The sequence below is a fragment of the Pseudomonas sp. B21-040 genome (assembly GCF_024748695.1).
Lineage (GTDB): Bacteria > Pseudomonadota > Gammaproteobacteria > Pseudomonadales > Pseudomonadaceae > Aquipseudomonas.
This window is the reverse complement of sequence record NZ_CP087176.1, coordinates 843,459-856,157: the sequence shown is the minus strand read 5'-3', so window position 1 is coordinate 856,157 and position 12,699 is coordinate 843,459. Positions and strand designations below refer to the sequence as shown.

The window sequence follows — 12,699 nt, the reverse complement described above, 5'->3', positions numbered from 1 at the left end:
TCCTTACAAATCGCCGAAGAAGCGCTTCACGCCTTCAAACCAACCGGTGGTTTTCGGCGAATGGCTGTTGTCGTCTGCCAGGGAGCTACGGAACTCTTCCAGCAATTCACGCTGACGACGACCCAGATTGACAGGGGTTTCGACCGCGACACGACACATCAGATCACCCGCACCGCCGCCACGCACTGGCGCCACGCCTTTGCCGCGAACGCGGAACTGCTTGCCGGTCTGGGTCCCCTCAGGGATCTTCAGTTTGACTCGACCATCAAGGGTCGGAATCTCCAGCTCACCGCCCAACGCCGCATCGACAAAACTGATCGGCACTTCGCAGAACAGGTGTTTGCCATCACGCTGGAAGATCGCGTGCTCGCGCACATTGATCACCACGTACAGGTCGCCAGTCGGCCCACCCTGAGCGCCCGCCTCGCCTTCGCCGGACAGACGAATGCGGTCACCGGTATCGACACCGGCCGGCACTTTCACGGAAAGGGTTTTGTACTCTTCAACACGGCCTTCGCCGTTGCAGGAGTTGCACGGGTCGGAAATGATTTTGCCCTGGCCATGGCAACGCGGGCAGGTCTGCTGCACCGAGAAGAAGCCCTGCTGCATGCGGACCTGGCCGATACCGCCGCAAGTCGGGCAGGTAACTGGCGAGGAGCCTTTCTTGGCACCCGAGCCGTCGCACGGCTTGCAGTTGACCAGCGTCGGAACGCGGATGTTCACGGTGGTACCGCGCACCGCCTCTTCCAGGTTCAGTTCCAGGGTGTAACGCAGGTCGCTGCCGCGCTGGGCACCGCCACGGGAACCGCCGCGACCGCCACCGAAGAAGTCACTGAAGACATCGCCAAAGATGTCGGAGAAGTTCTGACCGCCAAAACCGGCACCGCCGCCACCCATGCTCGGGTCGACACCGGCATGACCGTACTGGTCGTAGGCCGCGCGCTTGCTGGAATCGGACAACACTTCGTAGGCTTCGTTAGCCTCTTTGAACATTTCTTCCGACGCTTTGTCATCGGGATTACGGTCCGGGTGATGCTTCATCGCCAAGCGGCGGTAGGCCTTCTTCAGGTCTGCTTCGCTTGAGCCACGCTCAACACCCAATACTTCGTAATAGTCACGCTTTGTCATAAGTCTTTGCACTCTTGAGGACGTTCGGCAAACCTCTCCTGAGCCTTGCCAAACTCGTTGAGCCCCAATACAGGCCCGGACCCAACTCACGTCAATTCAACGATCCTGGTCTTTGATTCATTGCGGTACTTGCGGCTCGAAAAGCAGGAGCATTCCCGGCCATACCAGCAGCACGCGAACGCTGTCGCATGCTGTAAAAATTCGCGTATTCCAGACACGCCAACGCGGGAGCAAGCTCCCGCGCGGCGACATCCTACCAGTCACCGCCTAAAGGCAGTCAACCGGGCGACCAACAACTTACTTGTGGTCTTTGACTTCTTCGAACTCGGCATCGACAACGTCGTCAGCCTTTTCAGCTTTTTCGTCGTGCGGTGCCGCGCCTTCAGCAGGCTGAGCCTGTTCGGCGTACATCTTCTGCGCCACTGGAGCAGAGACTTTCGACAGTTCTTCAACCTTGGCTTCGATTGCAGCTTTGTCGTCGCCTTTGACAGCGGCTTCCAGAGCAACAACAGCAGCTTCGATCGCAGTCTTCTCTTCGGCAGTCACTTTATCGCCAGCGTCAGCGACCATTTTGCGAGTCGAGTGAACCAGCGCATCGCCCTGGTTGCGAGCGGTTGCCAGCTCTTCGAACTGGCGGTCTGCGTCGACGTTGGCTTCAGCATCGCGAATCATCTGCTGAATTTCTTCCTCGGACAGACCGGAGTTGGCCTTGATCACGATCGACTGAGTCTTGCCGGTGGCCTTGTCTTTGGCGCCTACGTGCAGAATGCCGTTGGCGTCGATGTCGAAGGTCACTTCAATTTGTGGCACGCCACGTGGTGCTGGTGGAATGTCGGCCAGGTCGAACTTGCCCAAGGACTTGTTCTGAGCCGCTTGCTTACGCTCACCTTGCAGCACGTGAATGGTCACAGCGCCCTGGTTGTCATCGGCAGTCGAGAACACTTGCGATTTCTTGGTAGGAATCGTGGTGTTTTTCTCGATCAGCGCGGTCATCACGCCGCCCATGGTTTCGATACCCAGGGTCAGCGGGCTGACGTCCAACAGCAGAACGTCTTTGACGTCACCGGCCAATACCGCGCCCTGGATAGCAGCACCCATGGCAACAGCTTCGTCCGGGTTCACGTCTTTACGAGCTTCTTTACCGAAGAACTCGGTTACCAGTTTCTGAACCAGTGGCATACGGGTCTGACCGCCTACCAGGATCACGTCGTTGATTGCGCCAACGTCGATACCGGAGTCTTTCAGAGCGATGCGGCAAGGCTCGATGGTGCGCTGAACCAGGTCTTCAACCAGTGCTTCCAACTTGGCGCGAGAAATCTTCACGTTCAAGTGCTTCGGACCGGTGGCGTCTGCAGTGATGTACGGCAGGTTCACGTCGGTCGACAGAGCAGAGGACAGCTCGATCTTGGCTTTTTCAGCGGCTTCTTTCAGGCGCTGCATGGCCAGCGGGTCACCTTTGAGGTTCATGCCGCTTTCTTTCTTGAATTCGTCAACGAGGTAGTCGATCAGACGAATGTCAAAGTCTTCACCGCCCAGGAACGTGTCACCGTTGGTGGCCAATACTTCGAACTGGTGCTCGCCATCGACTTCAGCGATTTCGATCACGGAAACGTCGAAAGTACCGCCGCCCAAGTCGTAAACGATCACGGTGTGATCGCCCTTCGCCTTGTCCATACCGTAAGCCAGAGCGGCTGCGGTTGGTTCGTTGATGATACGTTTTACGTCCAGACCCGCGATGCGGCCGGCGTCTTTGGTGGCTTGACGCTGGCTGTCGTTGAAGTAGGCCGGAACGGTGATGACCGCTTCAGTCACTGGCTCGCCGAGGTAGTCTTCGGCGGTCTTCTTCATTTTCTTCAGAATTTCAGCCGAGATTTGTGGCGGCGACATTTTCTGGCCGTTCACTTCTACCCACGCGTCGCCATTGTCAGCCTTGGCGATTTTGTAAGGGACCATCTTGATGTCTTTCTGTACGACTTCTTCGTCGAACTTACGACCGATCAGACGCTTCACCGCATACAAGGTGTTGTGCGGATTGGTCACAGCCTGACGCTTGGCCGACTGGCCAACGAGGATTTCGCCATCGTTGGCGTAAGCGATGATCGACGGCGTGGTACGCGCGCCTTCAGCGTTTTCAATAACTTTGGCTACGCCGTTTTCAAGTACGGAGACGCAGGAGTTGGTGGTCCCCAGGTCGATACCGATAATTTTGCCCATGTTCACTCTCCCGAAACTTTGGATTTGGTTGCCGCAGCAGTGGTGGCTAACTGCGGTAGCACTTAAACGCTTGACTTATAAATGGGGGCCTTGCGGCCATTTTCAAGCCTGCTCATCAATCGAAGGCGAAACTGGCGCAGGCGCCTTGCTGACCACGACCATGGCCGGGCGCAGCAGGCGGCCATTGAGCTGATAGCCCTTCTGGAACACCTTGAGCACGCTGTTCGGCTCGACATCGGCGCTTTCCTGCATGGCCATTGCCTGATGCTGAACAGCGTTGAACGGTTCGCCATGCGGATCGATCACTTCCAGCTGATAACGCTTCAGGGTGTCCTGGAACATTTTCAGGGTCAGCTCGATGCCTTCGCGCATTGGACGGATGCTTTCGTCGTCCGGGTTGGACAACTCCAGACCGCGCTCAAGGCTGTCGATGATCGGCAGCAAATCGCCCGCGAATTTCTCCAGGGCAAATTTGTGAGCCTTTTCTACATCCTGCTCGGCGCGACGGCGGACGTTCTGCAGATCGGCGGCTACACGCAAAGCCTGATCCTGCGCGCCTGCCAGTTGCTCTTCGAGCACTTGTACACGAGCCGTCAGGTCATCGCCCGAAGCTTGTGGAGCCTGATCGGCGTCTAGATTTTGCGTATCCACTGTCTGTTCGTCAGCCATAGATTTCTCCTTTCAATATCGTCCGCGAGCTCAACTCGCGCTTCTGTCCCGGTATATGGGGCCGCAAAATCCAGCTTCAAGGGGATTCTTGCGATTACCCTTACAAAAAGCGCTGCATTGCGATTACCCGACGCACCGGGCATTTCGTCAGGCCAAGCAAATCGAGCCAAGCGAGGCCATTGTCAGGCACAAATAAAACACTGTATAAATAACCAGACCTAAAGCCTGGGAGCGGCCTTTATGCTGGTGCACCTGTCCGTACATAACTACGCCATCGTTGAACATCTCGATCTCGAACTCGATCGCGGGATGAGCGTGATCACCGGGGAAACCGGCGCTGGCAAGTCGATCATGCTCGACGCCCTGGGCCTGACTCTGGGTGACCGCGCCGACAGCGGCGTGGTCCGCCCAGGCGCAGACAAGGCTGACATCCTGGCCACCTTCGACCTTGTTGATATTCCGGAAGCCAGTGCCTGGCTCGCCGAGCGCGACCTCGAAAGCGATGGTCCCTGCATCCTGCGTCGAGTCATCACTGCCGAAGGCCGCTCCCGCGGCTACATCAACGGTACGCCCTGCCCTCTCGGCGACCTCAAGGCCCTGGGCGAGTTGCTGATCGACATCCATAGCCAGCACGAACACCAATCGCTACTCAAGACCGACACCCACCGCCGCCTCCTCGACGAGTACGCCGGAGCCACGGACCTTGCCCGCCAGGTACAACTGGCTGCCCAGCGCTGGCGCCAGACGCGCCAGGAGCTCGAACGCCTTTCCAACTCCGGCGACGAGCAGCGCGCTCGCCATCAATTGCTCAGCTATCAACTCGAAGAACTCGAAAACCTCGGCCTCGGCGAAAACGAGCTGGAACAACTGGAGCAGGAACACAAGAACCTTACCAACGCCGAAACCCTGCTGGGCATCTGCCGACAAGTCGTCGAGCAATGCAGCGAAAGTGATTCCGGCAACGTCCTGAACGCCCTGACCGCCAGCCTCAACCGTCTTTCGAGCGTGAACAATTCAATCGGCGCCCTGGGCGAAGCCAGCAGCCTGCTGACCAGCGCACAAATCCAGGTAGAAGAAGCCGTGGGCGAGCTGAACCGCTTCCTCGACAACTTCGACGCCGACCCGGCGCGACTGCAATACCTGGAAGAACGCCTGGATGCGATCTACACCATGGCACGCAAGCACCGCATCCAGCCGACCGAAGTCGCGGAGATGCAGCAACGGCTGCTGGATGAAATCGAAACCCTGAATGCCAACGACGAATCCATCGAGCGGCTCAGCGATGAGCTGGCCTCCTATGCCCGTCATTATCAGGAGCGCGCGCGTGAACTGAGTGACTTGCGCCATCAGGCGTCGAGCAGCCTGGCCAGCGCCGTGGAGCAGGAAATCCAGCGACTGGGCATGCCGGGGGGCCGCTTCACCATCGAACTACGACCCAACAGCAGCGATGAGCTGTTACCCAACGGGCTCGAACAGGTAGAACTGCTGGTGAGCGCCAACCCTGGACAGCCATTGAAAGCCTTGGCCAAAGTAGCTTCGGGTGGCGAACTGTCGCGGATCAGTCTCGCTATTCAGGTGATCACCGCACAAACCTCACGCGTACCAACACTGGTGTTCGACGAAGTGGACGTGGGTATCGGTGGTCCGACCGCCGAAATCGTCGGCCAACTGCTGCGTCGACTTGGGGAGCGGGGGCAGGTGCTGACAGTGACTCACTTGCCGCAAGTGGCTGCGCAGGGTCACCAACACCTGTTCGTACACAAGGTGCGGGGCGAGGATGCAACTCATACGGCTGTCTCCAAGCTGAGCAAAAATGATCGCATCGAAGAAGTGGCGCGGATGCTGGGAGGCATCGACCTCACCAAGGAATCTCTGGCACACGCGAAAAAAATGGTTGTTACCGCAAAAATTTAGGAACAGCAGACAGCACGAAGGCGACCCTGGGGTCGCCTTCGTTCGTTTCGCGAATCTGAAATTCGCGCGACATGCTTACTTTTTCTTGCGTACGTACAGCACCAGATTGTGATCAACCATCTCGAAACCATACTTGTCGACGATGGCTTTCTGCAGGCGCTCGATTTCTTCGTCGAAGAATTCGATCACTTCGCTGGTTTCGACGTTGACCATATGGTCGTGATGCTTGCCGTCATCCAGTTCGAAGACCGCGTGGCCTCCGTCGAAGTTGTGCCGCACCACAAGGCCAGCTGCCTCGAACTGAGTCAGTACACGGTAAACCGTGGCCAGACCGACGTCCTCACCAGCCTCCATCAGCGCCTTGTAAACATCTTCGGCACTCATGTGGCGTTGCTCGGCGGAATCGAGCATTTGCAGAATTTTGACCCTTGGCAGGGTCACTTTGAGGCCGGCTTTGCGTAGTTCGCTATTTTCAACCATGGTCAGCTTTCTCGCGATGCTGCTTCGCAGCTTCTCTTAATGCGGGTATGATCGGCGTTTACGTTGTCCCAGCCAAGATAGTGGAAGTCGCCCACCGATGCAAAACACCAAGCTCTTGCTAACCAGTTTCACCTTTGTGGGACTGCTCGCACTCGCCGGTTGTTCATTCCCCGGGGTTTACAAAATCGACATCCAGCAGGGCAATGTCGTCACGCAGGACATGATAGACCAGTTACGCCCGGGAATGACCCGCAAGCAAGTACGGTTTATCATGGGCAACCCTCTGTTGACTGACACGTTCCATGCCGATCGCTGGGATTATCTGTACAGCCTGCAACCGGGTGGCGGTGAACGCCAACAGGAACGCATTAGCGTTATCTTCAACCCAAATGACCAGCTTGTCAGCCTCTCTGGTGATTTCATGCCAGGCGTGAGCCGCGACGAAGCCATTCTCGGCAAGGACAAAGGCACCACAGTCACTGCGCCAGTTGAAAATGTCGAGAAGCCGAAACCGGAAAAACCGGCCAAGCCTGGTTCGTTGCTGGATCAGATCCAGAAGGACGTCGACGGTGTAGAAACCGTTCCAGTCCCGACGCCAGAACCGCTGGACACCACGCCGCAATAATTTGCGACGCAATAAAAAACCCGGAATTACCGGGTTTTTTATTGTCTGGCGTTTGACCGAATCACTGATTCCGGGCTTTGGCCTCGGCAGCCTTGGCTGCGCGCAACCGGCGAACCTCCTTCGGGTCGGCCAGCAAAGGCCTATAGATCTCGATGCGATCTCCAGCCAGAACCCGTCGACTGTCCGGATCAGCGACGACCTTGCCGAAAATCCCTACAGGGCAAGCCGCCAGATCCAGTTCCGGAAACGCTGCGCCAATGCCTGAGCATTGCACGGCGGCTCGCACCGTCGATGCTGCTGGCATCGTTACGCAGAGCAATACCTGGCGATCCACGGCGGCATACACCACTTCGACCTCAATCACCGACTCAACCATGTATCTGCTTGGCGCGCTGGCAGAACGCGTCCACCAGCGTGTTGGCCGCCTGATTGAACAAAGGCCCCAACGTTGCGCGAACAATCGGCCCGGCGTAGTCGAACGACAGGTCCAGACTGATCTTGCAGGCCTTCTCAGTCAGCGACTTGAACACCCACACGCCGTGCAATTGGGTGAAAGGACCTTCCTCGAGGTTCATTTCGATCGATTGCCCCGGCACCAGAGTATTTCTGGTGACGAAATGCTGGCTGAGGCCGCCCTTGGCCACACCCACGCTGGCACGCATGTACTCAGGCGAAATTTCCAGCACTTCGGCGGCCGAACACCACGGCAGAAACTCGGGGTAACGCGCTACGTCGTTGACCAGGTCATACAGCGCTTGTGCCGGATACGGCAGCAAGGCCGAACGTTGAATATGCGTCGTCATGTCAGCGTCACTTCCACAGCTGGGCGGCAAACACTACGAGAATGCCGATGGGCGCCACATAGCGCATCAAGAACAGGGACAGACCGAACAGCATCGGGCTGCGGATCGACAACTCGTCGCGCACCGCTTCACGCCCCATGATCCAGCCCGCAAACACCACGAAACACAAACCACCGAGTGGCAACATGATCCGTGAGGTAAAGAAATCGATCACACCAAAGAAGTCCAGACCACCGGTCGCCCCCCATTGGTAGAGGTGGAACATCCCGCCATCGTTCACGAAAAACTTGGCTTGCTTCCAGATATTGAAGGAAAACACGGTACCCAGACCGACGAACCAGCAGGAGAAAGCCAACCAGAACGTCACCCAGGCGCGGCGGATTTTGGTGCGTTCAACCAGGTAAGCCACCATGGGCTCAAGCAGCGAAATCGCCGAACTCCAGGCAGCAACCGCAACCAGCACGAAGAACACTACGCCCATCAACTGACCAAACGCTACGTTGCCGAAAGCAAATGGCAGGCTGACGAACATCAAGCCAGGGCCTTCGCTCGGGTTCAAGCCCGCTGCGAACACAATCGGAAACAATGCCAGGCCGGCCACCAGCGAAACGAACGTATCCAGCAGCGCCACGCCCACGACGGTGCCGGAAATCGACGAATGCTTTGGCATGTAGGCGCCATAGATCATGATCGAACCGACACCGACGCTCAGCGAGAAGAACGCGTGCCCCATGGCAGGCAGTAAACCGTCGAGTACTTTTTCCGGGTGGAAGTCGAACATGAAATGCACGCCTTCCATGAAGTGGCCGGTGGTCATGCTGTAACCCAGCAGCACGATGACCATCACAAACAGCAGCGGCATCATGATCCGCAAGCTGCGCTCAAGCCCGGCGACCACGCCTTTGGCGATCACCACGGCAGACAACAGCATGAAAATCGTGTGCCAAAGTGTCAGGCGCCAAGGATCGGCGATCACATTGCCGAAGTACGCGCCGACCTGGTCAGCCGTCACGCCCTGGAAGTCGCCTCGCCCCATGTCGATGATGTAATCCAGCGACCAGCCACCGACCACACTGTAGAACGACAGGATCAGCAACGCCGTGATCATCCCGGCAAATGCGCCCCACGACCATTTGGCCGAATGCCCTGCTTCAAGCGCCAACACCTTCAAGGCGTTGGCCGGACTTTGCCGGGCGCGACGACCAATCAGGGTTTCGGCCAGCATGACCGGCACACCGATCAGCGCGATACAGGCCAGAAACATCAGCACGAAAGCGCCGCCGCCATAGACGCCGACCATGTACGGGAATTTCCAGATACTACCCAGGCCCACGGCCGAACCGGTCGCGGCGAGTATGAAGACCCAGCGGCTAGCCCAACTGCCGTGGACAGAAACCTTGTCTGTCGACATCGTTATCACGCCCAAGCGTTCAAAAAAGAGGCCGCATTGTCCGGGATTCAATCAACCTGCTCAAGCACGTAGCGATACCGTAGCCGACTCGCGCGCAACTCCCTATAATGCCGCCCCTATGGCTAAACAGAAGAAACACCCAACAGGGACCATCGCGCAGAACAAAAAGGCGCGACACGATTACTTCATCGAACATCGGTTCGAGGCTGGTCTGGTCCTGGCCGGCTGGGAAGTAAAAAGTCTGCGGGCAAGCAAGCTGCAACTGGTCGACAGTTACGTGCTGCTCAAGGATGGCGAAGCCTGGCTGCTTGGCAGCCACATTACGCCCCTGATGACCGCCAGCACCCACGTCATTGCTGACCCGACCCGCACCCGAAAGTTGCTGCTCAACCGCCGCGAGCTGGAAAAGCTCGCCGCGGCCGTGCAACAGAAAGGTTATGCCTGCGTATGCTTGTCCTGGTACTGGAGTAAGCACATGGTCAAGTGCGAGATCGCACTGGGCAAGGGCAAGAAGGAATACGACAAGCGTGATACCGAACGCGAGCGCGACGCCGGTCGCGAGTTGCAGCGTGCGGTGCGCAACAAGGGCAAGGAAGACTAACTCTTTGCCTTGAGTTGATTGTTCCCACGCTCTGCGTGGGAATGCAGCAATGGACGCTCTGCGTCCGCCTTGTGACGCGAAGCGTCACGGGATGCATTCCCACGCGGAGCGTGGGAACGATCAGACTACATCCCTTTGCGCCGCTCCGCCCGAGCCATGCGCTGCACTTCCTGACGCACTTCCTCCAGCACTTCCTGCACATACAAAATGTGCCGGCTGGAGACTTCCCGCGCCTGCTCCGCCCGCCCCTCGATAATCGCCAGGTACAACTCCCGGTGCTGCGTGATCAGCATGTCGCGGGTTTCGGTGCGCTGCTTGTACATGCCGCCAATATTGGTCACCACGTTGCGCTTGAGCAGATCGAACAGCCCGCGAATGGTGTGCAGCAACACCGCGTTATGACTGGCCTCGGCAATCGCCAGGTGAAATTTCGCATCTGCCGCACCCTCTTCAGCCCGACTGACGTCATCGTGACGCGAATAACAGTCCTGCAACTCATCAAACGCGGCCGTCAGCCGCTCACGGTCCACATCGGTGGCACGCAAGGCCGCGTAGTAAGCGCAGGACGCTTCCAGCGTGTGGCGAAACTCCAATAGATCGCGTTGCGCCTCAGGGTTATTTTCCAACAGCTGCAGCAATGGATCGCTGAAGGTCGACCCCAACGAATCGACGACGTAATTGCCACCGCCCTGGCGACTGACCAGCAAACCCTTGGCCGCCAGCTTCTGAATCGCCTCGCGCAATGAAGGGCGTGACACACCGAACTGCTCAGCCAGCGTGCGCTCGGCCGGCAAGCGCTCACCAGGCTTCAGCGTGCCTTCCAGGATCATCCCTTCGAGCCGCTCGACAATATCGTCAGACAAACGGCGCTGACGAATCTGATCAAACCCCATAACTCAATTCTCCACGATCCCGACAGCTTGCCGGGATCTCTATTCTGGCCTATTGGCGCGACGCCAGCATCTGGCAAGACGACGCTCGATCAAACCGATCCGATGCGCTGCACACGGCTTATTCGACAAAAGTTTTAGGGCGGCAAATTGACACGCCGCGCATAAGGCTTTTACCCTAGCCAACAGCGATTGTAAATTGGTATTACCAATTAACCAAAAACGCTGCCCAGTGCCTGACCAACAACAATTAGGGGCCACCCCATATGCAAACCTGGCAACAGCTCTACACCCCGCTCGGCAGTCTCGGCGTCTCCGCCCTCGCAGCCGTCATCCCTATCGTGTTTTTCTTCCTGGCGTTGGCGGTGTTCCGCCTCAAAGGTCATGTGGCCGGCAGCATCACCCTGGCGTTATCCATCGCCGTGGCGATTTTTGCCTTCCAGATGCCGGTCGACATGGCGTTCGCCGCCGCCGGTTATGGTTTCGCCTACGGTCTCTGGCCCATCGCCTGGATCATTGTGGCAGCCGTGTTCCTCTACAAACTGACGGTCAAGAGCGGTCAGTTTGAAGTCATCCGCAGCTCGGTACTGTCGATCACCGACGACCAGCGCTTGCAGGTTTTGCTGATCGGCTTCTGCTTCGGCGCTTTCCTGGAAGGTGCAGCCGGTTTCGGCGCGCCGGTAGCGATTACCGCCGCACTGCTCGTTGGCCTGGGCTTCAATCCGCTGTATGCCGCGGGCCTGTGCCTGATTGCCAACACCGCGCCGGTAGCCTTCGGCGCCCTGGGCATCCCGATCATCGTCGCCGGGCAAGTGACCGGCATCGACGCGTTCAAGATCGGCGCCATGACCGGTCGCCAACTACCGCTGCTGTCGCTGTTCGTGCCGTTCTGGCTGGTGTTCATGATGGACGGCCTGCGCGGCGTCAAGGAAACCTGGCCCGCTGCCCTGGTGGCCGGTTTGAGCTTCGCCATCACCCAATACTTCACGTCCAACTTCATTGGACCGGAACTGCCGGACATCACCTCGGCTCTGGTCAGCCTGATTTCGCTGACCCTGTTCCTGAAAGTCTGGCAGCCGAAACGCGCCGCGGGCCAACACATTGTCGGTGCCGTCTCGGCGTCCGTGGTGACCGCCAGCGCCGGCGGCTTCGGTCAACCGCGCACCACCGTGGCCTCGCCTTACAGCCTCGGTGAAATTTTCAAAGCCTGGTCACCGTTCCTGATCCTCACCGTACTGGTCACCATCTGGACCCTGAAACCGTTCAAAGCCATGTTCGCTGCTGGCGGTTCGATGTACAGCTTCGTATTCAACTTCGCCATTCCGCACCTGGACCAAATGGTGATCAAGGTTGCTCCGATCGTGGCGGCGCCGACTGCCATTCCGGCGGTGTTCAAACTTGACCCGATTTCCGCGACCGGCACGGCGATTTTCTTCTCTGCGCTGATCTCGATGCTGGTTCTGAAGATCAACATCAAAACTGGTCTGACCACTTTGAAAGAGACCTTCTACGAACTGCGTTGGCCGATCCTGTCCATCGGCATGGTGCTGGCGTTCGCTTTCGTCACCAACTACTCGGGCATGTCTTCGACCATGGCTCTGGTGCTGGCGGCGACGGGTGCAGCGTTCCCGTTCTTCTCGCCGTTCCTCGGCTGGCTGGGCGTGTTCCTGACCGGTTCCGACACCTCCTCCAACGCACTCTTCAGTTCGTTGCAAGCAACCACCGCGCACCAGATCGGCGTCAACGATGTGTTGCTGGTGGCGGCAAACACCAGTGGCGGCGTGACCGGCAAGATGATCTCGCCACAATCGATCGCCGTGGCCTGCGCCGCGACCGGTCTGGTGGGCAAGGAATCGGATCTGTTCCGCTTCACCCTCAAGCACAGCCTATTCTTTGCAACGATAGTCGGCTTGATCACCCTGGCCCAGGCCTACTGGTTCACCGGCATGCTGGTGCACTAAGTA

12 protein-coding genes are annotated in these 12,699 nt (G+C 58.1%); 4 read left to right on the top strand and 8 right to left on the bottom strand.

Going from position 1 to position 12,699, the window contains the following annotated elements; genetic code table 11:
* Positions 1-3 precede the first annotated feature (3 nt).
* The 3 genes from dnaJ to grpE all read right to left on the bottom strand — a co-directional run bounded on the left by dnaJ (position 4) and on the right by grpE (position 4,011).
* A complete protein-coding gene (gene dnaJ / locus LOY55_RS03780; RefSeq protein ID WP_046031919.1) occupies positions 4-1,128 on the bottom strand; it encodes a molecular chaperone DnaJ in 1,125 nt (374 codons plus the stop codon).
* A gap of 297 nt (positions 1,129-1,425) precedes the next feature.
* Complete coding sequence (gene dnaK, locus LOY55_RS03775) at positions 1,426-3,342, bottom strand: molecular chaperone DnaK (protein WP_007942898.1); 1,917 nt, start codon at positions 3,340-3,342, stop codon at positions 1,426-1,428.
* Positions 3,343-3,444: 102 nt separating this feature from the next.
* Positions 3,445-4,011, bottom strand: coding sequence for a nucleotide exchange factor GrpE (gene grpE / locus LOY55_RS03770; RefSeq protein WP_046031918.1), 567 nt, complete (start codon positions 4,009-4,011; stop codon positions 3,445-3,447).
* Positions 4,012-4,251: 240 nt separating this feature from the next.
* Here grpE and recN point away from each other — a divergent pair, with 240 nt between their 5' ends.
* Positions 4,252-5,925 (top strand): DNA repair protein RecN, encoded by a 1,674-nt coding sequence (gene recN / locus LOY55_RS03765; RefSeq protein WP_046031917.1) that lies wholly within the window; start codon positions 4,252-4,254, stop codon positions 5,923-5,925.
* 75 nt (positions 5,926-6,000) lie between these two features.
* On the opposite strand, the gene fur is transcribed toward recN, so the two are convergent.
* Positions 6,001-6,405 (bottom strand): ferric iron uptake transcriptional regulator, encoded by a 405-nt coding sequence (gene fur / locus LOY55_RS03760; protein WP_003197684.1) that lies wholly within the window; start codon positions 6,403-6,405, stop codon positions 6,001-6,003.
* A gap of 97 nt (positions 6,406-6,502) precedes the next feature.
* Here fur and LOY55_RS03755 point away from each other — a divergent pair, with 97 nt between their 5' ends.
* Positions 6,503-7,030: an outer membrane protein assembly factor BamE gene (locus LOY55_RS03755; protein ID WP_109787588.1), complete on the top strand. Its 528-nt coding sequence runs from the start codon at positions 6,503-6,505 to the stop codon at positions 7,028-7,030.
* A gap of 61 nt (positions 7,031-7,091) precedes the next feature.
* Here LOY55_RS03755 and LOY55_RS03750 read toward each other — a convergent pair whose 3' ends face one another.
* From LOY55_RS03750 to LOY55_RS03740, 3 genes are read right to left on the bottom strand one after another with little or no spacing between them, the layout of a single operon-like run.
* Positions 7,092-7,406, bottom strand: a complete 315-nt coding sequence (locus LOY55_RS03750) for an RnfH family protein (RefSeq protein ID WP_109787587.1) — start codon at positions 7,404-7,406, stop codon at positions 7,092-7,094.
* Complete coding sequence (locus tag LOY55_RS03745) at positions 7,399-7,833, bottom strand: type II toxin-antitoxin system RatA family toxin (RefSeq protein WP_046031914.1); 435 nt, start codon at positions 7,831-7,833, stop codon at positions 7,399-7,401. The genes LOY55_RS03750 and LOY55_RS03745 overlap by 8 nt, the downstream gene beginning before the upstream one ends.
* A gap of 7 nt (positions 7,834-7,840) precedes the next feature.
* Positions 7,841-9,244 (bottom strand): sodium-dependent transporter, encoded by a 1,404-nt coding sequence (locus LOY55_RS03740; protein ID WP_109787586.1) that lies wholly within the window; start codon positions 9,242-9,244, stop codon positions 7,841-7,843.
* Between the two features lie 118 nt (positions 9,245-9,362).
* Between LOY55_RS03740 and smpB the strand changes: the two genes are divergently transcribed.
* The gene (gene smpB, locus LOY55_RS03735; RefSeq protein ID WP_028623113.1) at positions 9,363-9,845 is read left to right on the top strand and encodes an SsrA-binding protein SmpB; all 483 of its coding nucleotides are present in this window, start codon (positions 9,363-9,365) and stop codon (positions 9,843-9,845) included.
* Positions 9,846-9,970: 125 nt separating this feature from the next.
* On the opposite strand, the gene LOY55_RS03730 is transcribed toward smpB, so the two are convergent.
* Entirely contained in the window at positions 9,971-10,738 is a 768-nt protein-coding gene (locus LOY55_RS03730) for a GntR family transcriptional regulator (protein WP_046031912.1), read from the bottom strand.
* 263 nt (positions 10,739-11,001) lie between these two features.
* Between LOY55_RS03730 and LOY55_RS03725 the strand changes: the two genes are divergently transcribed.
* Positions 11,002-12,696, top strand: a complete 1,695-nt coding sequence (locus LOY55_RS03725; RefSeq protein ID WP_109787585.1) for a lactate permease LctP family transporter — start codon at positions 11,002-11,004, stop codon at positions 12,694-12,696.
* Positions 12,697-12,699 lie beyond the last annotated feature (3 nt).

What these genes read in the sequence shown, in the direction of transcription:
- grpE (WP_046031918.1), bottom strand. Translation starts at nt 4,011, where the DNA reads ATGGCTGACGAACAGACAGTGGATACGCAAAATCTAGACGCCGATCAG.
- LOY55_RS03730 (WP_046031912.1), bottom strand. Translation starts at nt 10,738, where the DNA reads ATGGGGTTTGATCAGATTCGTCAGCGCCGTTTGTCTGACGATATTGTC.
- LOY55_RS03745 (WP_046031914.1), bottom strand. Translation starts at nt 7,833, where the DNA reads ATGACGACGCATATTCAACGTTCGGCCTTGCTGCCGTATCCGGCACAA.
- fur (WP_003197684.1), bottom strand. Translation starts at nt 6,405, where the DNA reads ATGGTTGAAAATAGCGAACTACGCAAAGCCGGCCTCAAAGTGACCCTG.
- LOY55_RS03740 (WP_109787586.1), bottom strand. Translation starts at nt 9,244, where the DNA reads ATGTCGACAGACAAGGTTTCTGTCCACGGCAGTTGGGCTAGCCGCTGG.
- LOY55_RS03725 (WP_109787585.1), top strand. Translation starts at nt 11,002, where the DNA reads ATGCAAACCTGGCAACAGCTCTACACCCCGCTCGGCAGTCTCGGCGTC.
- dnaK (WP_007942898.1), bottom strand. Translation starts at nt 3,342, where the DNA reads ATGGGCAAAATTATCGGTATCGACCTGGGGACCACCAACTCCTGCGTC.
- recN (WP_046031917.1), top strand. Translation starts at nt 4,252, where the DNA reads ATGCTGGTGCACCTGTCCGTACATAACTACGCCATCGTTGAACATCTC.
- dnaJ (WP_046031919.1), bottom strand. Translation starts at nt 1,128, where the DNA reads ATGACAAAGCGTGACTATTACGAAGTATTGGGTGTTGAGCGTGGCTCA.
- LOY55_RS03750 (WP_109787587.1), bottom strand. Translation starts at nt 7,406, where the DNA reads ATGGTTGAGTCGGTGATTGAGGTCGAAGTGGTGTATGCCGCCGTGGAT.
- smpB (WP_028623113.1), top strand. Translation starts at nt 9,363, where the DNA reads ATGGCTAAACAGAAGAAACACCCAACAGGGACCATCGCGCAGAACAAA.
- LOY55_RS03755 (WP_109787588.1), top strand. Translation starts at nt 6,503, where the DNA reads ATGCAAAACACCAAGCTCTTGCTAACCAGTTTCACCTTTGTGGGACTG.